We start from the raw sequence: 20,085 nt of genomic DNA, 5'->3' as shown, positions 1-20,085 counted from the left end.
GGGCAAATTATCGGAATTGTCGGATTTTTGGATTGCGGGCATGGGCGCCACCACCGGAGGCCGGCCCGCCCCTGCTTACGACCGGCGTCGTGCGCCTGTCGCGTGCGGCTCGCTGACATGCGGGCGCCAGCCGTGGACCCGGTCCCGCCCCGCCACCTTGGCGCCATAGAGGGCCTCGTCGGCACGCCTGAGCAGATCGGCGATCTCGATCGAGGCGCCGCCCGGATCGAAGGTCCCCACCCCGACACTGATGGTGACGATGCCCTTTTCGCTGCCGGCGTGTGCGAGCTTGAGGTCGCGCACGCCTTTCCTGAGATTTTCGGCGATCACGAATGCGCCGCGCGCATCGGTTTCAGGCAGGATGAGGGCAAACTCTTCGCCCCCGTAGCGGGCGGCCGCATCGGCCGCCCGCCGGGCCGTGGCCTTGATGCAGCCGCTGACGGCGCGCAGGCATTCGTCACCGGCCGGATGACCGTAATGATCGTTGAACCGCTTGAACCAGTCGACGTCGATGATGAGCAGGCTCAGCGGCGCCATGCTCCGCTTGCCGCGCGCATATTCTAGCGCCAGCGCTTCATCGAAGGCCCGGCGCGTCAGCAGTTCGGTCAGGCCGTCACGGTTGGCCAGCAGGTTCAGCTTCTCGTTGGCCGCCAGCAACTCAGCCTCGACATGCTTGGCCTCGGTGATGTCGGAATAGACGCTGAGGCTGCCGCCATTGCTGGTCGGCCTCGTCCTGACGTCAAGCCAGCGCCCGTCGGAAATCCTGATCTCCTGGCGGTCGCTGGGAAGCTTCCGTGACGCCACGATGCCGCCGATCCAATCCTCGATCTTGTCCGGCGGCACAATCTGTTCGCCGCGCGCGGCCGAGATGCGCAGGATATCGCGATAATCGGCACCGGGTATCCGGATGTCGGTCGTCTGCGGAAACATGGCAATGTATTGGGCGTTGCTGAGCACCAGTTTGCCATCCCGATCGAACATCACCAGGCCGTCGGCCATATGCGTCAGGGCGTCCGCCAGCCGGACACGGCTTTCAGCCAGTTCGTCCTCCAGTTGCCTGCGCGTGGTGATGTCACGATTGTGCGTGATCAGCCCGACGATGGTTCCGCTCTGATCCCGGAACGGCGCTTTCAGCGTCGACAGCCAGCCGTCGGGGCCGTCTTCGTGATGAAGGCGCTGCTCGATGGTGGAGGGCACGCCGGCCGCGAGAATGGCGAGCTCGTCCTCGTGGAATTTCCGGGCCGTTTCCCGCGGATAGAAATCGAAATCGGTCTTGCCGATCAGCGCGTTGGCATCCACGGCCCGCATCAGCCTTGCGGTAGCCGGATTCGCGGCGATGAACCGGCCCTCCAGATCCTTGACATTGAGGCAATCGGGTAGCGCCTCGACGACCGCCTTGTAGATGCGCCGCGATTGCAGTGCCTCGATGCGGCGCCGTTCCTGGTAGAGCGCAAGTCCCGACAGCATGATCGAAAGAAAGATCAGCAGCGACGTCGGCAGCGCCACTTGCGGCAGCACCGCCCGCATGATCTCCCGTGGCAGGGCGAGCAGGCTGAGCAGCGAGCTGGCGGCGGCCGTTGCGGCCAGGATCAGGATGTCAACGCGGCCGGGCGCACGCCCTCTCAGGGCGAGATGGCCGGCAATACCGATCAAGGTGGAGATAGAAATGCCCATGGCGCCCGCGAAAACGCCGATGCCACCTTCATGAAAGCGGAAAGCAACCGCAAGCAGCCCGGCGATGACACAGGCGACCGGGCCGCCAAAGAAGCCCGCCAATGCGATCATCGTGCCGCGCAGATCGACGAAGACGCCCGGTTGCAACTGCATCGGCGTCAGCATCAGAATGATGGCGCCGGCTCCCATCAGCAGGCCGAAAGCCGTCGCCCGAGTCAAAGCCGCCTTGCGGTCCAGCCACACATGGGTGTGGATCCAGACGGAAACGAACATCGCCACGACGGCGAGATTGGCCAGCAACTCGGACCAGGGTGAACCCATGCTTCACGCGTCCATTGGTGCGTCGACCATAGGCGACGCGGCCCTTGTGGATACGCCGCGCAAGAAAACAAAGGGTTACGGCGCGGGTTTGAATTGTCGCGATATGCGCACAAGGGCTGCGTGACCGGGGCCGATAACCTGTTCGCTGCTTTCATTTCTTCGGCCCAGCGCTACTTTAAACTCAGCTGAGCTTTCGAAACCCCTGACATGAGAACCCGCATGAAGCCGCAAATCATCTGCCATATGCTGGCATCCCTTGACGGCGGCCTCCACCCCAGCCGCTACACCACGAGCCCCGATGGCACCCGGGCCGAGTGGTCAAGCCTCTATGAGCAGATCCACGGGGATCTCGCGGCTGACGCCTGGATCGTCGGCCGCGTCACCATGGCCGAGATGAGCAAGGCCGGCGCGCATCCGCCGGCGCATGCCGGCAAGGTCGACCGGCCCTGTCATTTCGCGCAAAGGGATGCGGGCAGTTATGCCGTGGCGCTAGATGCCTCGGGCAAGCTTCACTTTTCCAAACCCGACATCGGCGGCGATCACGTCGTGGTGCTGCTTGGGCGCGACGTTGCCGACAGCCATCTGGCCGAGCTTACCGCCGACGGCGTGTCCTATATCGTCGCGGAAACGGTGGACATGGATCTCGCCGCGATGCTCGAGGTGCTCGGGCGTGAACTCGGCATCCGCCGGTTGCTGCTCGAGGGCGGCGCCGGCATCAACGGTTCCTTCCTTGCGGCCGGGCTTGTCGATGAGTTGAGCCTTCTCGTCGCACCCGCGATCGATGGGCGCGCCGGCAACCAGGCCTTCGTCGAGTTCGGCGAGAGCGGCCTGCCGGGCAAGGTGCAACTGTCCCTGAAGAGCTGCGAAGCGCTGGCGCATGGGCTCGTCCACCTGCGCTACGCAGTCACCCCTGAATGATGCGCTGACCGCCTCGTACAGAAGGGCCGGCAATCTGACTGAGATTACCGGCCCTATGTGGCCCGCTTCAGCGCCGATGCTTCAGCCCGTCAATCGGCGTATTGCATGGCGTCGAGATCGGCGATCAGCGTCGGGCCGGTCGGATGCCAGCCTAGCCGTGCCTGTGTCAGCGCGCTGGAGGCCGGCAGATCCATCGGCGCGAACATGGCCATCCAGCCGAAATGCTCCGCCGCCTTTTCCGGCGCGATGGAAACGACCGGCAATTTCAGACCCCGGCCAAGCGCCTCGGCGATTGCACGCACGTCGACACCTTCCTCGCCAACCGCGTGATAGCGCGCGCCCGGCTGCCGCTTTTCCACGGCGAGCCGGTAGAGGCGCGCCGCGTCGAGGAGATGGCCCGCGGAGAAGCGATTGCGACCTTCGCCGACATAGGCCGAGACGCCTTTTTCACGCGCGATCTCGATAAGCGGCGAGATGAGCCCCTGCTTGACCGGGTTATGGACCTGCGGCAGGCGTACCACCGACACATTGACGCCGGCCTCCAGCAAGGCATTGCCGGCCAGTTCCGACGCGATGCGGGGATTGGGATGGCTGGCGTTGAAGACGTCCTCGACCGCCAACTGGCCATGCCCGGGGCTGCCCATGCCGACGCCCGAGGTGATCACCAGTGGCCGGTCGGAACCGGCAAGGGCGGCGCCGAGTGCCGCGATGACATGGCTGTCCTTTTCGCAATTTTCGGCAAACCGCGAAAAGTCGTGGTCGAATGCCGTGTGGATCACGGCCTCCGCCTTGGCCGCGCCATCGCGCAGCCCCTCGGGATCTTCGAGAGTCCCCCGGTGCACCTCGGCACCCGCGGCAGCCAGCGCCTCGGCTCCGGCGTCGGAGCGGGTCACGCCGACCACCTGATGGCCCGCCTTGATGAGTTCGGGAACCAGCGCCGAACCGATGAAACCGGTCGCGCCGGTGAGAAAGATACGCATGCAAAATCTCCTGCACAGTTGCCTGCGTAATATTGCTGGTCTATTATTCTATTAAAGTAGTGATCTTATCATGGTATAATGGCTAACAGGATGCCTTCCAATTCCGCCGGCTCACTGGCAGCGTTCCTGAAAGACCGGCGCACGCGGCTCGATCCGGCGTCCTTCGGCTTCTCGGGCCGCCGGCGCACGCCGGGACTGCGCCGCGAAGAAGTCGCCCAACGCGCCAACATCAGCCCGACCTGGTACACATGGCTGGAACAGGGCCGCGGCGGCGCGCCCTCCGCCGATGTCCTGAACCGCATCGCCAAGGGACTGCTGCTGACCGAGGCGGAACGCGAACATCTTTTCATGCTCGGGCTCGGGCGCCCGCCCGAGGTTCGCTACCGAGGCGTCGAGGGCGTCAGCCCCCGCCTGCAGCGCCTCATCGACACGCTCGATGCCAGCCCCGCAATAGTCAGGACCGCGACCTGGGATGTCGTTGCCTGGAACCGCGCCGCGCGGGTCGTGTTGACCGACTACAGCGCCCTGCCCGAGGGCGAGCGCAACATCCTGCGCTTTATGTTCCGCAGCCCTGTCATCCGCGCCAAGCAGCACGATTGGGAAAACCTGGCCCGCTTCGTGGTCGCCTCGTTCCGCGCCGATGCGGCGCGCGCCGGCGCGGTTTCAGAGGTCGCCCAGCTCGTCGACGAACTGTGCAGCGTCAGCCCCGAGTTTGCCGCCCTGTGGCGGGAAAACGACGTGCTCAGCCACGGCGACGGGACAAAGCGCCTGAAGCACCCGGAACTCGGCGATATCGAGCTGGAGTATTCGGGGTTCGCTGTCGACGGCCGCCCGGATTTGAGCCTGACCGTCTACAACCCGGTCGACAGCGCCGTCGCCGACCGTATTCGCGCGCTGGCCCTCGCCCGACACCCCAGAGAGTAAGGGCAGGACGACCCGTCCGCTGCGATGACGCCCGCCCACCCTCAAGCGCGCTCGCAGACCGCCTTCAGGATCTGCAAGGTCGGACCCCAGTAGAGATCTCCATGCGGACGGATCGCCGGTTCGGCGAAGTCGCTGAGCGTCAGCGTCAGCAGTGTTGCCCCATCCGCCGGCGCCAGATCGAAACTGACCACGGTGTGGTTCTCGGGCAAATCCGCCAGACGCGCAGCCGACAATGTGCTCCAATAACCGTAGGCGAACGCCCGCTCCGGCGCGAAGGCGCGGATGGTGCCGTGGTTCTCGAACGGCATTCCGTGCAGCAGTCCGCGCATCACGATCGCGCCGCCGGTATGCCCTTGCAGGCTGACGGTCAACTCCTCGTCGGACATCCATTGCGGGATCATTTCTGGCGTCGTCAGTATCCGCCAGACCTTGGCCGGCTCGGCACCGATGACGACGGTCTTGATGATCGGCGCGGACGAAGCGGTCACGAAGCCTCGCTTTGGCCTGATGGCTCGGGCGCCAGCACCAGCCGGATCTCCTGCGCCGCCTGCGCGGCGTGGCGGCGCACGGTGGCAAGGTCGAGCATGCTGTAGGTGGTCGCCACATAAGGCACGGTGAGCGCGGCGACGGAGTGGCCGAACGGCCCGATGACCGGAAAGGCAAGATCGATGACGCCTGGCTGCAGCCCGTCCGCCACCTCTTCGTGGCCGGCGGCGCGGATGCCGGCAAGCGCACGCTCCACCTCGACCTTTTCATCAACAACACCAGAGACTTGCAGCCATTGGTTGACTCTGTCCTGCGGCTGGAACGCCATCAGCGTGCGGCCCGTGGCGGTGGCAAACAGCGGGAACTCGGCGCCGACGCGGACGCGGAAGCCGAAGGCCGCGGGGCTTTCCACTTGCGCCAGGATCAGCACCCTTCCGGCATTGTGGACGCCAAGATTGCAGGACTGCTGGATGGCGTCGGACAGCCGCCGCATCGACGGCAGCGCAGCCTGGACGAGGCCGCGCAGCGGCTCATGCCGGTGCGCCAGCTCGAACAGGCGGGTCGACAGGAAATAGAGCCCGGCCGGCCGATCGCGGAAAATATAGCCGCGCCGCTCCAGCGCCTGCAGCACCCGGTAGATCTGGTGGATCGAGCGGCCGACAGCCTCGGCAATCTGGCCCTGGTTCAGCCCGTCCTTCTGCTCGGCCAGGAGCTCGATGACGTCGAACGCCTTTTCCAGGGCCGGAACCGAATAGTCCGGTGCGTCCGCGATCTTGCCAGCCATGCCCACAATCCTTCCCGGACCAAAGCAATTCCAGGAAAAGTGTGAAACGGTTTTCCGGCAGGAATTGCGTCAAAACAGAGAGATAGAATCAGGGGCTTACTATAGTTACAAGGCAGCCCCCATCGTAGCCATAATCAGCCTGGCGATGCGCCGGTTGATGTCGTCGGGCACCGGCTGCGCGCCTGGCGCCAGTCTTTCGTCGCCAACGCCCTTCACCACCCGCTCCAGCGACAGCGCCTGCAGCATGAAGCCGATATCCATGGATTCGATCGAATTGCCCTTCGGCTCGCTGCCGGCAAGGTTGAACATGCGCCCGTCGGCGACCAGGATGACATGCCGGCCATTGGCAAGGTCGAGACGCTGCAAGGTGCCGTCGAGATCGGTGCTGCCGGTCGTCATGGCACGCAGCCCCTCGGTGTCGATCTCCCACGGAAAATGCCCTGAATTGGCCAGCACCGCACCATCCGCCATGGCTGCAATCGCGCTGACCGGCAGCACGCCGGCGCGTCCCGTGGCGGTGATGAACACCTGCGCCCATGGTGCCACATCCGCCAGCGGCGCCACCCGGTAGCCGTCGAGGGCGGCTTCCAGCGCCTTGATCTCGTCGACCTCGACGACCGCCACGCGGCCGCCCAGCGCCCGCAGGTACTGCGCGATGCCGCGTCCGCACCAGCCATAACCGATGACGCAGAAGCGCCGGCCCGGGATCATCAGGTTGGTGATGCGCATGAAGCTTTCGACAACCGACTGGCCGACCGCGTGCTTGTTCTCGCCGATCGCCTTCAGCGGGCTGTCGTTGATGACGATCGACGGAAACGGCACCTTGCCGGCCAGCTCGCCGCGCAGCCGGTCGCCGCCGGACGTCGTCTCCTCGGTGCCGCCGAGAATGGAGGTCGCCCGGCCGCGTTCGGTGATGCCGGCGGCAAGGTCGGCGCCATTGTCGAGCAGCATGTCGGGCTTGGCATCCAGCACCCGCGCCAGATTGGCGTGATGGTCGGCCAGCGTGTCGGCGCGGCTGCCGAACACGCCGATGCCCTGGCTTTGCAGGAAGGCGACGACATCGTCCTGCGTCGAGCCATGATTGCCGGTGCCGACGATCTCGGCGCCGCCTTCGGCGAGCACCTCGAGCAGCACCGCCGTCTTCGGCTCGACATGCAGCGACACACCGATGCGCCGGCCGGCGAAAGGTTGGGTGTCGCGGAACTCCGCGCGCAGCGCTGCCAGCATCGCCATGCACGAACGGATCCAGGCGACACGGGCGCGGCCGCGCTCCACCAGCTCCGGGTTTGCCGGATTTGCCTGGGCTTGGGTCATTCGAGGTCTCCGATCACGGTTCAGATTCAGCACTTGCAAAAAAGTTTTTTGCATGTGACAAATCTTGCAGAGGGTCGTCAAGCCCCCACCAAAAAACGGGGCAACGGACAGAACGGCGCCGCGCCAAGGCGTGGCGCGCCATTTGGCTTTGCACCTGAAGGGGTAGAAAATGGGAAATCTGGATATCGCGGTTGTCGCCGTCTATCTCGTCGCGGTCACCGCCATCGGGCTGTTCTTCGCCCGCTCGATCAAGACCGAGGAAGACTACATTGTCGCCGGCCGGCGCATGGGGCCGCTGTGGCTGACCATTTCGGCCTTCGCCTCGTGGACCGGGCTTGCCGGCCTGTTCGGCACGCCTGAAATGGTGGTCCGCTATGGCATCTCGGGCACATGGTGGTGGTTCACCTTCCCGATCGGGCTTTTGCTGATGGGCATCTTCCTGGCCAAGATCGTGCGCCAGCGCATGCATGTGACGACGCCCGACATCGTCGCGCAGGACTATCCGGGCTCGGTGCGGGTCGCCGCCTCGCTGGTCACCAGCTGGAACTACCTCGCCTGGGCGGCAGCCCAGGTGTTCGGCATCTCGATGGTGTTCACGCTGTTTTCGGGGATGGACCCGACCACCGGCGCCATCGTCGCCTTCCTCGTCGTCATCGTCTACACCATGCTGGGCGGCTTCCTCGCCGTGGTGGCGACCGACGTGCTGCAGGCGGTCATCTTCCTCGTCGTCATCGGCGTGGTGGCACCGTTGTTCGTCATCTTCGGACCCGGCGTCTCGCATGTCTATGAGGCGACCAGGGACATTCCCGGCTTCTACAATCTGTTCGCCAACGTGCCGCCCGCGACGCTGTTCGTGTGGTTCCTGCTGTTGCCCGCCGGCTTCATCGACACGATCGGCTTCCAGCGTGTCTTTTCCGCCAACTCGCCGGAGACGGCGCGCAAGGGCCTGATCAATGGCTTCGTCATCATGGCCGTGTTCGGCGTCATCCTCACCTTCCTTGGCGTCGCCGCCAAGGCGCTGCTGCCGGCCGGCACCAACCCGGTCAACGCCATGCCGGACCTGATGGTGCAGATCTTGCCGCATGGCATCATCGGCGTGCTGGTGGCCGCTTTCCTGGCGGTGGCGATGTCGACGGCCAGCACGACATTGCTGATCACCGCCACCACCCTGCAACGGGACGTGATCTCGCGGCTGCGCCCCGACGCCAGCGACAGGGAAAGGCTGTGGACCAGCCGCATCCTGCTGCTCGTGCTCGGCCTGGTGGCACTGGTGGTGGCGCTCAGCGTGCCTGGCATCGTCACCATCCTGATGCTCGGCTTCTCGGTCTATGTGCCGGGCCTACTGCTGCCAGTACTATCGGCCACGTTCGGCTGGCGCATTCCCTCCTGGTCGATGTTGGCGACCATCGTGCTGGGCGCCGGCTCGACCGCCATCCTCGTGCTGATGGGCGAACCCGGCGGCATTCCAGCCTCGCTGGTCGGCCTCTTCCTTTCCGTCGTACCGTTCGCCGCCGGGCTCGTTACCCGGTCGGAGCGGCAGGCCGCTTGAGCCAAAAGGTCGCAAGGAAGCAAAGAGATAGCGCCCTATCCTGAATCAGTGCGGGATGGGGCATGGATGTGGAGAGACCGATGAAGAAGACCAGCTTCGACAAGCTTTCAAGCGCCGACCAGGCGCTTGTCACAGCCGCCGCCCAAGCGCGCGACAAGGCCTACACGCCCTACTCCAACCACAAGGTCGGCTCGGCCGTTCGCACCGCATCTGGCCGCCTGTTCGCCGCCTGCAATGTCGAGATCGTCACCTTGCAGCAATCGGTGCATGCCGAGCGCAACGCTGTGATGCAGATGGCGGCGGCGGGCGAGCGGCAGATCGAGGCCATCGTCTGCCACGGCCCCTATTCGGGCGTGCCGTGCGCGGAATGCCGGCAGGTGATCTGGGAATTCTGCTGCGATGATCCCGACGTGAAGATCATCGGCTCGACACTCGATGGCCAGATCGAACTGATGACCATCGGCGAGATCTATCCGAGCCCTTACGGGCCGGGAACCAAGGGCATCGACCCGCGAAAGTTCTGACCCTCATCGGCTTCCAATGCACGGCGGACCTGGATCAAGCTTGGCCTCGGGTTGCCGGCGCTCGCCGTATCCAGCTTGCGAAGCCGTCACCGCCCGTGGCATCTGTCTCACACAACGGAGCGATCCGCAGCAGCATGGCAGCACGACCACCCGCCGGAAAACCGCCTAACGGCAGGCCACCCGCCGGCAAACCACACACCAGCAAGCCATTGGGCGTCAGCCTGAACCGCGCACTGTCGAAGCTCGGCCTGTGCTCGCGCACGCAGGCCGAGGTGCTGATCGCCGAAGGCCGCGTGCGCGTCAGCGGCAAGGTGGTGCGCAATGCGGCACTGCGCGTCGATCTCAACCGCGGCCGCATCGTCGTCGACGACAGGCCGGTGGTTGCCGAGCGCAAGGTTTATCTCATCCTCAACAAGCCGCGAGGGCTGGTCACCACCCGCGACGACCCGCAACAGCGCGACACCGTCTATGCCTGCCTCGAAGGGCTCGACCTGCCCTTCGTCTCGCCGGTCGGCCGCCTCGACAAGGCGAGCGAAGGCCTGCTGCTGATGACCAACGACACACAATTTGCGAACAGGTTGATGAACCCGGCCTCGCATTTGCCCAAGACCTACCACGTGCAGATCGGCACGGTGCCGGATGAGGCGATGCTGGACAAGTTTCGCGCCGGCGTGACCGTCGACGGCGAGACCCTGACCGCCAGCTCGATCGAACTCTTGCGCAGCGGCGGCCGCACCGCCTGGCTGGAGATCGTGCTCGACGAAGGCCGCAACCGGCACATCCGCCGGCTGCTCGCCGCGCACGACGTCGAAGTCAAGCGTCTCATCCGCATCGCCATCGGCGGCCTGCCGCTCGACGACCTCGCCAAGGGCACCGCGCGGCACCTGACGCCGGAGGAACTGGCGCTGCTGGACGGCTGATCGGCGGGTCGCAGCGCCATCAGCTGAAAAACGGATTTGCTATTCGACGTTGATGTTTATGACCGTCTTGGAAGCATATCCGTAGTACGTGTGGAGAGATAAAGTCACCTCGTCTCGCCCCTTGAATCCGGGGTTCGACCGATACATAACCTTGATCCCATCGACCTTGCGCGCATCGCATTTCACGCGCACATCTTTCTTGGAATAGTGCGCATAGGTCTTCCCGTTCACGATCATGAGTTTTCCATGACTTGGTCCGGAAGTTGCCCTCACATCATCCCTGCCCGCCTTCGAACAGTCGGGATTGAGAGTTGATCCTCCGTAGAGAAAGATCTCGTGTCCGGAGAGTGCCGTCTTTTCATAGCTGAACGAGTGGGTATACGCGGCCGCCGGACAGGCCGAAAACCCCAGAAACGCTGCCACCGTTATGACGCCTGTCGTGCGGTAATTCATGTCTGCTCCCCTCGGACAATGAGAATGCTCCCGCACGAAATTCTATGGCAACCTCAAGAACGGCACCAATCACGGAAGCGGCCCGGCCCATCAATTCACGGTTATCAGAATGGAATCGGCTTCTATGCCGATGGTCTCTTGTTTCAACAATCAATCCGCACGACACCAGGCGATACGCGCCGGAGAACGTCGCCCGCACCGAAGCACAAACCGACAATTGCAACTCTCCAGCGGCCATGGCCACGGCCGTTTTCTTGCTTCGGTCTGCCGTTGGCCTGGCCCAACCAGAAGCGTGACCGATCAGGGTTGGCCGGAACCAGGGATTGATCATTGCTGTAGGGCGCGGGTCCATCTCCTGACAGAAAGCTGTCAGGAGGCCTGGCCTATAGATCGGTTGGAAGCCGGCCACGGCTTCAACGATCAAGGAGCCATAGGAATGAATTTCGTCTCTGTCCGCATCATCACATCGGACGTCCAGCGCCTCGTGCGCTTCTACGGTGAGATCACCGACATGCCCGTGACGGTCTACACGGAGGACTTCGCCGAACTGGCGACACCGGCCTGCACGCTGGCGATCGGCAGCACGCGGACCTTGATGTTGTTCGGCGGCGACATCGCGCGCCCCGCCGATAACCACACCGCAATCATCGAATTCCGCGTCGGCGACGTCGATGCGGAATTCGCCAGGCTCTCGGACCTCCTCAGGGATGTCACCGTGCAGAAGCCGACCACTATGCCTTGGGGCAATCGCTCGCTGCTGTTCCGCGACCCCGATGGCAATCTGGTGAACTTCTTCACGCCGGTGACCGCAGAGGCTATCCGGAAGTTCGATAAATAGAGACATTTGGACGCCGAAGCCTCCCAACTTCGTCATCGACGGTCGGAGCAGGAGCGAAGGACGGCGTTTCCGCGCCGAGCCGGCGTTACTGCCGCCTTACTTCTGGTTCCATTTGCGAATGACCGGCTCGCTCAGATCATGCTCATAGCCGAGCACGCTGATGCTGGCCGTATCCAGCACGAACAGCGCGCCGCCTTCGGGCGGCAGCCCGATCCAGCGCGCTGCCAGCACGCGCAGGAAATGTGCGCTGGAAAACACCAGGATCGAGCCGCCAGCGTCACGAAGCTGTCTGACGATCGCATCCGCCCGCGCGCCGACATCGACCGCCATCTCGCCTTGCGGGCAACCGTCGCGAAACACAGTCCAGCCGGGCCGTTCGGCCAGGATCTGTTTCGTGGTCAGCCCCTCATAGGCGCCGTAGTCCCATTCCTGCAGATCATCCTTCTTGACGCTCTGCGCGCCGAAGCCGGCCAGCACGCTGGTGTTGTAGGCGCGCTGCGACGGGCTCGACCATACGGCCGAAAACGACAGGCCCTTGAGTCGCTCGGCGACGCCGCGCGCGGCGACCTCGCCGGCCGGCGTCAACGGCATGTCGGTGCGGCCGGTATGCTGCCCCGAAAGGCTCCACGCCGTCTCGCCATGCCGGACCAGATGGATTTGGGGATACGCGCTGCTCATGGGATGCCTTTCAATGTCGCCGGCACCTTAAGCGACGATGCGGCAAAGGGGAATCCGCCTGGTACAAAACTGCGTGGCCGCCTGGCCTTGATCCGCGTCGAACTGGCCCTGTGATCGGCCCGATGCCGCAACTATATCAAGGTCAGCCTCCACAAGGCTCCCCGCCCTCAAGGGCATTGGCCCTTGCACAACAGGTCATGTCATCATGTACAAACATCTGCTTATTGCCACCGACGGATCGGAACTGGCCGACAAGGGCGTTGCCCACGGCCTGACGCTGGCCAAGGGCCTCGGCGCCTCCGTCACCTTCGTTACCGTCTCCGAACCATTCCCGATCTTCGCCTGGGGCGGCGCCATGGCCGGCTATGCCGCCGGCGATGAACTGGCCGCCTATCAGGAAGAAGCGCGCAAATACGCCAAGGAGGTTCTGGACAAATGCAAGGCATCGGCAGAAGCCGCCGGCGTTTCCGCGGAGGTCGTGCATGTCGAGGACAAAAGGCCCGCCGAAGCCATCCTGGAGCTGTCGCAGGCCCTGGGTTGCGACCTGATCGTCATGGCCTCGCACGGCCGTCGCGGACTGGGCAAGCTGCTTCTCGGCAGCCAGACGGCGGAAGTGCTATCCTACACCGAGATCCCGGTTCTGGTGGTGCGGTAATAGATTGGCCCAGCGCGCGCCTCACATGCCAGTGAGGCTAAAGCGACGGGATTTGTGTTGTACGGATTCAATCCGTACCGTATAATGGAGGGCAAGGGAGATAGCCATGCCTCGCAACGTCAGTGACAACGCTCGAATCGATTTCCGGATTCCGCCCGAAGCGAAAGCCGTGATCGCACGTGCGGCGGCCTTGTCGAATGTCGGCCTGACCGAGTTCATTACGCGTTCCGCACTGCGTGACGCCCAGGCCGCGATCGAGCGCGCAGAACATCTTGCGCTGTCAGAACGGGACAGCCTGCGCATCCTCGACCTGCTTGAAAACCCGCCCTCCCCGACCAATCGCCTTATCCGTGCCGCCAAGGCCGGTCAGACTCTCGCGTGAACTCCGTCACATGGCAAGAAGTGCCGATCGGTAGACGACATGACCGTGCCGCCTTCGACTGCGGCGACGCGGACCTCAACACCTATTTGCAGCGCTTCGCGCGTCAAAACCATGAAAGCGGTGGCGCGAAAACCTTCGTCGCCGTGACGGCGCAAGATCCTTTGCACATCCTCGGCTTCTATTCTCTCAGCCCAGCCTCGATCGACTTTGCCAGGACCCCGGCAATCGCCAGGCGCGGCCTTGGCCGCTATGATGTGCCGGTCTACCGTCTAGGTCGGCTCGCCGTAGACCGTACGATACAAGGCCGCGGCCTAGGCGGCGGTTTGCTGCTCGCCGCCGGCAAGCGCTGTATGGCAGTCGCGGAAGAAGTCGGCGGCGTTGCCTTGCTTATCGATGCCAAAGGGGACCAGGCGGCACACTGGTATGAGGGCTACGGTGCGGTCCGTCTCGATGACGCGCCATTGTCCCTAGTCCTGCCTTTCGCCGTGATCGCCAAGGCGATGGCTGTGTTCTGAACGCCTGCCGCAAGCTACAGAATACCGTCACCCGCCAGATAGCCCCCCAGCACCAGCAACCCGGCGAAGAACACCGTGCGGAAGGTCTCAACGCTCATCGTCTGGCGCAGCGCCTGACCGGCGAACATGCCGGCCAGCGCCGGCGCCAATGCCACGAGCGACCCCGCCAGTTGCGCCGTCGGCGACGCCAGGGCGCCGGTCCTGAACAGGCCGATGGCGAGCGCTGCCGTTGACGCAGTGAAGGACAGGCCGAGCGCCTGGATCAGGTCTTCTTTCTCCAGCCGCAGGGATTGCAGATAGGGCACCGCCGGAATGACGAAGATGCCGGTGGCGCCGGTGACCAGGCCGGTCGCCACGCCGACCAGCGGTGACATCAAGGCCTCATGGCGCGCCGGCGTGGTGAAGCCGGCCTTGGCGAGGCCAAGGATCGCATAGAGCACCAGCGCCACGCCCAGCCCCACCGAGGCCGCGCCCGTATGCGCGCCGGTCAGCAGGCCGGCACCAGTGACGGTGCCGAGCACCACCCCGGCCATCATCGTCCACAGCCGCTTGCACAGGCCGCTGAAGGACGGGCCGGTCAGCAATTGCCAGAGATTGGTGACCAGCGACGGGATCAGCAGCAAAGCGGCGGCCTGCGCCGGCGGCATCGTCACCGCCAGCAAGCCCATCGCCACGGTGGGCAGCCCCATGCCGACGACGCCCTTGACGAAACCGGCGGCGAGGAAGACGGCGCCGATCCAGGCGAGGACGCCGGCGCTCATGCTCAGGGCGGGATCAGTCATGCAGCAGCATGTCGGTTGCGTCGGCATCCGGGTTAGCGGCCTCCGCCTTTGCCGGCGCCGCATCGCGGCTGGTGGGTGCGACCGTCGCCGTCCATCCCCGCAGGCCTGGCTCCGCACGCGCCATGGCAAGGCAAGCCACGGCGACGGCCAGCACAATCGCCGTGCTTTCAAGAATGCCGAGCCGGCCTGATGTTCGTTCATTCATCACAGATCTCCACGCAAAACTGTTTGACGAACATCTCGGCCGATCACAATGTGGAAGTTGCGCTGCCAGCCTTCGGCCAGGACGAAGGCTGAGGCAAGGAGCCGGCTGCGGTCGCCGGAGCATTTGCAGGAGCAAAAAATGCGCTTCGATCTGGTCGATCTCAGGCTGTTCCTGCTGGTGGCCGAACGCGGCAGCATTACCCATGGCGCCAAGCTTGCCGGACTGGCCCTGGCCTCGGCCAGCGCCCGCATCAAGGGCATGGAGGAGCGGCTCGGCGCGCCGCTGCTGGAGCGCCGCCGCCGTGGCGTGGTGCCGACGGCCGCCGGCCAGGCGCTGCTGCATCATGCGCGCGCCGTGCAGAACCAGGTCGAGGCGATGGCCGGCGACCTCGCCTCCTATGCCACGGGCCTGCGCGCCCGCGTGCGGCTGATGGCCAACACCGCCGCCACAGCCGAGCTGCTGCGCGACATCCTGCCCGCCTTCCTTGTCGCGCACCCCGCCATCGACATCGACCTCGACGAGCGCCCCAGCCACGAGATCGCCGAGGCCGTGGCCAGCGGTGCCGCCGATCTCGGCATTGCCGCGACCTGGGCCGGCCTGTCGCATCTCGAGCAGAAACCGTTCTTCATCGACCGGCTGGTGGTGATCGCCGCGCGGAACCGGCCAGGCCTCGAAGGCAGAACCGTCAGCCTCACTGAGGTTCTCGGCGAATCCTTCGTTGGCCTCAGCACCGGTCATGCGCTGCAGGAGCACATCACCCGCCAGGCCGCCCGTCTCGGCGGCCACCTGCATTTTCGCATCCGCGTGCCCGGCCTCGACAATGTCTGTCGCCTGGTCGCGCAAGGCGCCGGCATCGCCATCGTGCCGGAAAGTGCGGCGCGCCACTCGGCACGCTCGCTGCGCACACTACGGCTGACCGACGACTGGGCGACGCGCCAGCTCAACCTCTGCGCCCGCCGCTTCGACGAGCTGACACCACAGGCAAAACTGCTGGCGGCAGCGCTGGTCTGAAGCCGGACCGGCGACCGCAAGGCTGAGCCAACCGGCGCCGCCATCCCCATCAGCGTTGAATCATGGCCTTGCTTTTCAAATATTCGTGACGTAGCTTGTTTGCACATTGGCAAAAAAATTGCCGAAGTTTTTTCCTTTTATGAAAGACGGGGACTTTGCGGGAACATCTCGATCTGACCGATCGGCGGCTGGTCAAACAGCTGTCGCAGGATGCACAGCCGGGCATCAACCGCATCGCCGAGATATTGGCGATTTCGGTGCCGACGGTGCGCACGCGGCTGCGCAACCTGCTCGATCGCAACCTGCTCAAGATCGTCGGGCTCTTGAACCTGACCGAGCGGCCCGAGTTGATCTCGGCCATTGTCGGCATCAACGCCCAGGGGCGCGGCCGGGCCCGCGAGCTGGCGCAGCGAATTTCCGAACTGCCCTTCGTCAATTCAGCCTCGGTCGTCACCGGGCGCTTCGACATCATCGTCGACGTGACGGTGGCCGGTGACGTCGCCGACCTCTACCGCGTCACCAGCGAGCTGATCCCGGGTGCCGGCGAGCCGGGTGAAGTCGTGCGCAGCGAGACCTTCGTCGTCATGGCGTCCTGCAACAAATGGGTCAGCCTGCCGGAAGGCTGCTGGTCGGACGACCGCAAGGAGCCGGCATGAAGATCGCGGTACTCGGCGGCCTCGGCCTGCAAGGCCGGGCGGCCATCGCCGACCTCGTCGCGAGCGACGGTGTCGAGGAAATCGTCTGCGTCGACACCGCAGCGGACGGCCCGGCCCGGCTTGCCGGCCTGACCGATCTTGTCCGCGTGCGCTTCGTGGTGCCTGACGGCGCGATCGGCCCGGCGCTGGCCAACGTGCTTGATGAGGTCGACGCCGCCATCGACCTGTTGCCGCAGCCATTGATGCGCGAGGCGGTGCAGGCCGCGATCGCCACATGCACGCCGCTGGTCACCACCAACTACGCCAAGTCGATCGCCGACCTGGCGCCGGCCGCCGAACAGGCGGGCGTCTCGATCATGACCGAATGCGGGCTCGACCCCGGCATCGACCTCGTGCTCTACGCGCGCGCAGCCAGGCAGTTCTCTTCGATTTCCTCGATCGATTCCTATTGCGGCGGCATCCCCGAACCGAAGGCGATGGCCAAGCCGCTTTGCTACAAGGTGAGCTGGAATTTCGACATGGTCCTGGTCAGCCAGAACCGCGACAGCGTGATGATCGAGGACGGAAAACGCGTCGCTGTGCCGGCCGGCCAGCAGCACGACAATCCGTTCATCCATGAGATCGAGGTCGCGGGCCTCGGCAGGCTGGAAGCCTTCCCCAATGGCGATGCGCTGCACTATGTCGAGATGCTGGACGCGGCCAAGGGGCTGCGCCGCTCCGGCCGCTACACGCTGCGCTGGCCGGGATGGTCGGCCTTCTGGGCGCCGCTGAAGGAGCTCGGCTTCCTCTCCGAAGATAAGGTGCCCGGCACCTCCAACAGTCCGCGCGAATTCCTCGGCCGGCTGCTCGGTCCGCAATTGCAATATGGCCCGGGCGAAAAGGATCTGTGCGTGATGCGCAATGTCTTTTCCGGCCTCGAAGGCGGCCGCGCCAAGACGGTGACGTCGGACCTGATCATCGAACGCGACCTGGCTTCCGGCCTGTTCGGCATGAGCCTCGGTGTCGGCTACCCCGCCAGCATCGTGGCGCAGATGCTGGCGCGCGGCGAGATCACCAAACCCGGCCTGCTCAACCCGCTGCTGGATGTGCCCGACATCAGGTTCTTCGACGAACTGGCCAAGCGTGGCATCACGGTTTCCGAGACGGTGGCACGGGACTGAGGAGAAAAGATTTTCGAACGGTGGCTGCCGCCGGCAACGGCGCTGCCGCTCAAAAAGCACCCCCAGGGGTGAAAAACAACGTGGAACAATAAAACAAGGAGGAATACGAAATGAAGATTGCCAGACTTTTCATCGCCGGACTTGCACTCGCCGGGCTCACCACTGCTGCCAGCGCCGGTACGCTCGACGACATCACCAAGCGCGGCGAACTGCGCGTCGCAGTGCAGACCCAAGGTCCCCCCTTCTCGCTGGTCGGCGCCAATGGCGAACGCACCGGCAGCTCGGTGGAACTTGCTGAACTGATGGCCAAGGAAATGGGCGTCAAGATCACCTTCCTCGACTTCGACTGGGATGGCCTGATCCCGGCGCTCTTGTCCGGAAAGGCCGACCTGCTGGTCGCCGATATGACACCGACGCTGGCACGCGGCATGAAGGTCGCCTTCACCACGCCTTACATGTACACGGGCAGCACCGTCTTCACCAAGGCCGACAGCAAGTTCAAGACCACCGAGGACTGCAAGGCCAAGGGCACCAAGATCGCCGTGCTCCTCGGCGCCACCGGCGAGAAGGAAGCCAAGACCGCTTTCCCCGATGCCGACATCAAGAGCTACAAGGGCGGCGGTCCGCTGCTGCTTGACGCCGTCAACAACGGCCAGGCCGATTGCGGCGTCAACGACGTCTCGGCGGTCAAGGGCCAGTCGACCGCCTATCCGGCCGGCACCTTCACCATCATGCCGGACCTTCTGTCGAAGGAGCCGCTTGCCTTCGCCACCCGCTATGACGAGCCGGACCTGTTGATCTGGATGAACCTGTTCCTCAACCAGGTCACTATCGACGGCCGCCTGCAGAAGAACCTCGACTACTGGGTCAATTCCGACGCCTGGAAGAAGGATCACTAAGCAGCGATAGAATCCGGGTGGTTTCGCGCGCGCCTCAAGCGCCGCGAAACCGCCCGGAATTTCGCTTCATCCGTCGTTTCCTGCACTCTGGGGATTTCACCCAACGATGCTCGAAAATTTCAGTTTCCGCACCATCGTCGAATACCTGCCGCTGTTCGGGCAGGGCTTGGTCACGACCGTCTGGCTGTCGGCGCTGTCCTTTGTCGGCGCGCTCATCGTCGGCATCGTGCTGTGCGCCATGAACCTGCAGCGAGGCTGGCTGTTTCGCGTGCCAGCCAAGGCCTATATCGATGCCGTGCGCGCCACGCCTTTGCTGGCGCAGCTCTACTTCCTCTATTTCGGCCTGCCCCGGCTCGGCTTCGTCCTGCCGGAGCTCGTCGTCGGTATCCTGGCGCTGTCGCTCAACAGCGGCGCCTACATCGCTGAAATCATCCGTGCCGGCATCCTGTCGATCCCGCGCGGCCAGGTCGAAGCCAGCGTCGCTTCGGGCATGACCTATGTCCAGCGCATGCGCCTGGTCGTCCTGCCGCAGGCCTTCAAGGTGACGATCCCGCCGCTGCTCGGCCAGGCGATCGTGCTGGTCAAGGATTCCGCCCTGCTGTCGCTGATCTCGGTTTCCGAACTGACGCGCGCCGGCCAGTTGCTCGCCTCCGACCGCTTCATGCCGGCGGAAGGCTTTCTCACCATCGCCGCCTTCTATCTGCTGCTCTATTACGGACTGAAGGGACTGGCTGGCCTCTCCAGCCGCTGGCTCGGCACGGCGGGAGCGCGGACATGATCTGGCAACAGCTGCAAAGCCTCGCCGGCTCCTATCCGCTGGCCCTGCGCGGCCTCGGCATGACCGTGGTGCTGTCGCTGATCAGCCTGATGCTCGGCACCATGCTCGGCTTCGGCCTCGGCATCCTGCGCACCGGCGGCAACCGTCTGATCTCGGGCTTGATCGGGGCCTGGGTCGATCTCATCCGTGGCACGCCGTTCCTGGTGCAGATATTCCTGATCTTCTTCATCCTGCCGGAGTTCGGCATCGAGCTCGACGCCTTCACCGCCGGCATCATCGCGCTGACCAATCTGGCCGCCTGCTTTATCTGCGAGATCGTCGTCGCCGGCATCCGCTCGGTACCAACCGGCCAGGTCGAGGCGGCACTCGCGTCCGGCCTGTCGCGCTGGCAGCGCATGCGCCAGGTGGTGCTGCCGCAGGCGATGCGCATCGTGCTGCCGCCGCTGGTCGGGCAATATGTGCTGCTGATCAAGGATTCTTCCGTCGTCTCGGCGATCGGACTGACCGACCTCACCCGCGTCGGCTGGCTGGTGGTGCAGCGTGTGCCCAACGGCCTGCTGGTCTTCTTCCTGGTCGGGGTCGGCTATTTCATCGTCTGCTATCCCCTGATCATGCTGGCCCGCCGGCTCGAACGCCGCATGGGTGCGGCGCATGGCGAGGTGCAGTTGTGACCTCCAAC

Annotated in this window: 24 protein-coding genes; 15 read left to right on the top strand and 9 right to left on the bottom strand. The window is 64.6% G+C overall.

Translation table 11 applies throughout. The features are described 5' to 3' along the window. Window positions 1-75: 75 nt before the first annotated feature. Window positions 76-1,995, bottom strand: coding sequence for a diguanylate cyclase (locus ACZ89F_RS07865; RefSeq protein ID WP_476091176.1), 1,920 nt, complete (start codon window positions 1,993-1,995; stop codon window positions 76-78). A 219-nt stretch (window positions 1,996-2,214) separates the two neighbouring features. Between ACZ89F_RS07865 and ACZ89F_RS07860 the strand changes: the two genes are divergently transcribed. Continuing rightward, the gene (locus ACZ89F_RS07860; RefSeq protein WP_476091175.1) at window positions 2,215-2,913 is read left to right on the top strand and encodes a RibD family protein; all 699 of its coding nucleotides are present in this window, start codon (window positions 2,215-2,217) and stop codon (window positions 2,911-2,913) included. Between the two features lie 89 nt (window positions 2,914-3,002). Here the strand turns inward: ACZ89F_RS07860 and ACZ89F_RS07855 are convergent, their stop codons facing one another. Next, window positions 3,003-3,893, bottom strand: a complete 891-nt coding sequence (locus ACZ89F_RS07855) for an SDR family oxidoreductase (RefSeq protein WP_476091174.1) — start codon at window positions 3,891-3,893, stop codon at window positions 3,003-3,005. Window positions 3,894-3,983: 90 nt separating this feature from the next. Here ACZ89F_RS07855 and ACZ89F_RS07850 point away from each other — a divergent pair, with 90 nt between their 5' ends. Next, a complete protein-coding gene (locus tag ACZ89F_RS07850; protein WP_476091173.1) occupies window positions 3,984-4,817 on the top strand; it encodes a helix-turn-helix transcriptional regulator in 834 nt (277 codons plus the stop codon). Window positions 4,818-4,858: 41 nt separating this feature from the next. On the opposite strand, the gene ACZ89F_RS07845 is transcribed toward ACZ89F_RS07850, so the two are convergent. The 3 genes from ACZ89F_RS07845 to ACZ89F_RS07835 form a co-directional block, all read right to left on the bottom strand. Continuing rightward, window positions 4,859-5,305: an SRPBCC family protein gene (locus ACZ89F_RS07845; RefSeq protein ID WP_476091172.1), complete on the bottom strand. Its 447-nt coding sequence runs from the start codon at window positions 5,303-5,305 to the stop codon at window positions 4,859-4,861. Then, window positions 5,302-6,087 (bottom strand): IclR family transcriptional regulator, encoded by a 786-nt coding sequence (locus ACZ89F_RS07840; RefSeq protein ID WP_476091171.1) that lies wholly within the window; start codon window positions 6,085-6,087, stop codon window positions 5,302-5,304. The genes ACZ89F_RS07845 and ACZ89F_RS07840 overlap by 4 nt, the downstream gene beginning before the upstream one ends. Before the next feature lie 105 nt (window positions 6,088-6,192). Next, window positions 6,193-7,401 (bottom strand): adenosylhomocysteinase, encoded by a 1,209-nt coding sequence (locus ACZ89F_RS07835; protein ID WP_476091170.1) that lies wholly within the window; start codon window positions 7,399-7,401, stop codon window positions 6,193-6,195. Window positions 7,402-7,570: 169 nt separating this feature from the next. On the opposite strand from ACZ89F_RS07835, the gene ACZ89F_RS07830 reads away from it, so the two are divergent. The 3 genes from ACZ89F_RS07830 to ACZ89F_RS07820 all read left to right on the top strand — a co-directional run bounded on the left by ACZ89F_RS07830 (window position 7,571) and on the right by ACZ89F_RS07820 (window position 10,394). Then, window positions 7,571-8,950: a sodium:solute symporter family protein gene (locus tag ACZ89F_RS07830; protein ID WP_476091169.1), complete on the top strand. Its 1,380-nt coding sequence runs from the start codon at window positions 7,571-7,573 to the stop codon at window positions 8,948-8,950. An 80-nt stretch (window positions 8,951-9,030) separates the two neighbouring features. Continuing rightward, window positions 9,031-9,474, top strand: coding sequence for a cytidine deaminase (locus ACZ89F_RS07825; RefSeq protein ID WP_476091168.1), 444 nt, complete (start codon window positions 9,031-9,033; stop codon window positions 9,472-9,474). A 134-nt stretch (window positions 9,475-9,608) separates the two neighbouring features. Continuing rightward, window positions 9,609-10,394: a pseudouridine synthase gene (locus ACZ89F_RS07820; RefSeq protein WP_476091167.1), complete on the top strand. Its 786-nt coding sequence runs from the start codon at window positions 9,609-9,611 to the stop codon at window positions 10,392-10,394. Window positions 10,395-10,433: 39 nt separating this feature from the next. On the opposite strand, the gene ACZ89F_RS07815 is transcribed toward ACZ89F_RS07820, so the two are convergent. Continuing rightward, window positions 10,434-10,847 (bottom strand): hypothetical protein, encoded by a 414-nt coding sequence (locus tag ACZ89F_RS07815; protein WP_476091166.1) that lies wholly within the window; start codon window positions 10,845-10,847, stop codon window positions 10,434-10,436. Window positions 10,848-11,283: 436 nt separating this feature from the next. On the opposite strand from ACZ89F_RS07815, the gene ACZ89F_RS07810 reads away from it, so the two are divergent. Further along, entirely contained in the window at window positions 11,284-11,685 is a 402-nt protein-coding gene (locus tag ACZ89F_RS07810) for a VOC family protein (protein ID WP_476091165.1), read from the top strand. Window positions 11,686-11,781: 96 nt separating this feature from the next. Here ACZ89F_RS07810 and ACZ89F_RS07805 read toward each other — a convergent pair whose 3' ends face one another. After that, the gene (locus ACZ89F_RS07805) at window positions 11,782-12,363 is read right to left on the bottom strand and encodes a histidine phosphatase family protein (protein WP_476091164.1); all 582 of its coding nucleotides are present in this window, start codon (window positions 12,361-12,363) and stop codon (window positions 11,782-11,784) included. 205 nt (window positions 12,364-12,568) lie between these two features. Here ACZ89F_RS07805 and ACZ89F_RS07800 point away from each other — a divergent pair, with 205 nt between their 5' ends. From ACZ89F_RS07800 to ACZ89F_RS07790, 3 genes are all read left to right on the top strand, one after another. After that, window positions 12,569-13,018: a universal stress protein gene (locus ACZ89F_RS07800; protein ID WP_476091163.1), complete on the top strand. Its 450-nt coding sequence runs from the start codon at window positions 12,569-12,571 to the stop codon at window positions 13,016-13,018. Between the two features lie 106 nt (window positions 13,019-13,124). After that, window positions 13,125-13,400, top strand: a complete 276-nt coding sequence (locus ACZ89F_RS07795) for a type II toxin-antitoxin system TacA family antitoxin (RefSeq protein ID WP_476091162.1) — start codon at window positions 13,125-13,127, stop codon at window positions 13,398-13,400. Further along, window positions 13,397-13,915: a GNAT family N-acetyltransferase gene (locus ACZ89F_RS07790; protein ID WP_476091161.1), complete on the top strand. Its 519-nt coding sequence runs from the start codon at window positions 13,397-13,399 to the stop codon at window positions 13,913-13,915. Before ACZ89F_RS07795 ends, ACZ89F_RS07790 begins: the two co-directional genes overlap by 4 nt. Window positions 13,916-13,929: 14 nt before the next feature. Here the strand turns inward: ACZ89F_RS07790 and ACZ89F_RS07785 are convergent, their stop codons facing one another. Continuing rightward, complete coding sequence (locus ACZ89F_RS07785) at window positions 13,930-14,697, bottom strand: sulfite exporter TauE/SafE family protein (protein WP_476091160.1); 768 nt, start codon at window positions 14,695-14,697, stop codon at window positions 13,930-13,932. After that, window positions 14,690-14,902 (bottom strand): hypothetical protein, encoded by a 213-nt coding sequence (locus ACZ89F_RS07780; RefSeq protein WP_476091159.1) that lies wholly within the window; start codon window positions 14,900-14,902, stop codon window positions 14,690-14,692. Before ACZ89F_RS07780 ends, ACZ89F_RS07785 begins: the two co-directional genes overlap by 8 nt. Before the next feature lie 138 nt (window positions 14,903-15,040). Here ACZ89F_RS07780 and ACZ89F_RS07775 point away from each other — a divergent pair, with 138 nt between their 5' ends. The 6 genes from ACZ89F_RS07775 to ACZ89F_RS07750 all read left to right on the top strand — a co-directional run bounded on the left by ACZ89F_RS07775 (window position 15,041) and on the right by ACZ89F_RS07750 (window position 20,077). Continuing rightward, window positions 15,041-15,913 carry a LysR substrate-binding domain-containing protein gene (locus ACZ89F_RS07775; protein WP_476091158.1) on the top strand — a complete coding sequence of 291 codons (873 nt, stop codon included), beginning with the start codon at window positions 15,041-15,043 and terminating at the stop codon, window positions 15,911-15,913. A gap of 155 nt (window positions 15,914-16,068) precedes the next feature. Next, complete coding sequence (locus ACZ89F_RS07770; protein WP_027035297.1) at window positions 16,069-16,569, top strand: Lrp/AsnC family transcriptional regulator; 501 nt, start codon at window positions 16,069-16,071, stop codon at window positions 16,567-16,569. Next, window positions 16,566-17,729 carry a saccharopine dehydrogenase family protein gene (locus ACZ89F_RS07765; RefSeq protein WP_476091157.1) on the top strand — a complete coding sequence of 388 codons (1,164 nt, stop codon included), beginning with the start codon at window positions 16,566-16,568 and terminating at the stop codon, window positions 17,727-17,729. The genes ACZ89F_RS07770 and ACZ89F_RS07765 overlap by 4 nt, the downstream gene beginning before the upstream one ends. 110 nt (window positions 17,730-17,839) lie before the next feature. After that, the gene (locus tag ACZ89F_RS07760; protein ID WP_476091156.1) at window positions 17,840-18,628 is read left to right on the top strand and encodes an ABC transporter substrate-binding protein; all 789 of its coding nucleotides are present in this window, start codon (window positions 17,840-17,842) and stop codon (window positions 18,626-18,628) included. A 106-nt stretch (window positions 18,629-18,734) separates the two neighbouring features. Then, window positions 18,735-19,406: an amino acid ABC transporter permease gene (locus ACZ89F_RS07755; RefSeq protein WP_127255906.1), complete on the top strand. Its 672-nt coding sequence runs from the start codon at window positions 18,735-18,737 to the stop codon at window positions 19,404-19,406. Next, window positions 19,403-20,077, top strand: coding sequence for an amino acid ABC transporter permease (locus ACZ89F_RS07750; RefSeq protein ID WP_476091155.1), 675 nt, complete (start codon window positions 19,403-19,405; stop codon window positions 20,075-20,077). The genes ACZ89F_RS07755 and ACZ89F_RS07750 overlap by 4 nt, the downstream gene beginning before the upstream one ends. Window positions 20,078-20,085: the final 8 nt, after the last annotated feature.

Source organism: Mesorhizobium sp. USDA 3734 (genome assembly GCF_056279665.1).
Note: the sequence above shows the minus strand (reverse complement) of the source record. Positions and strands in the feature narration are given on the sequence as shown.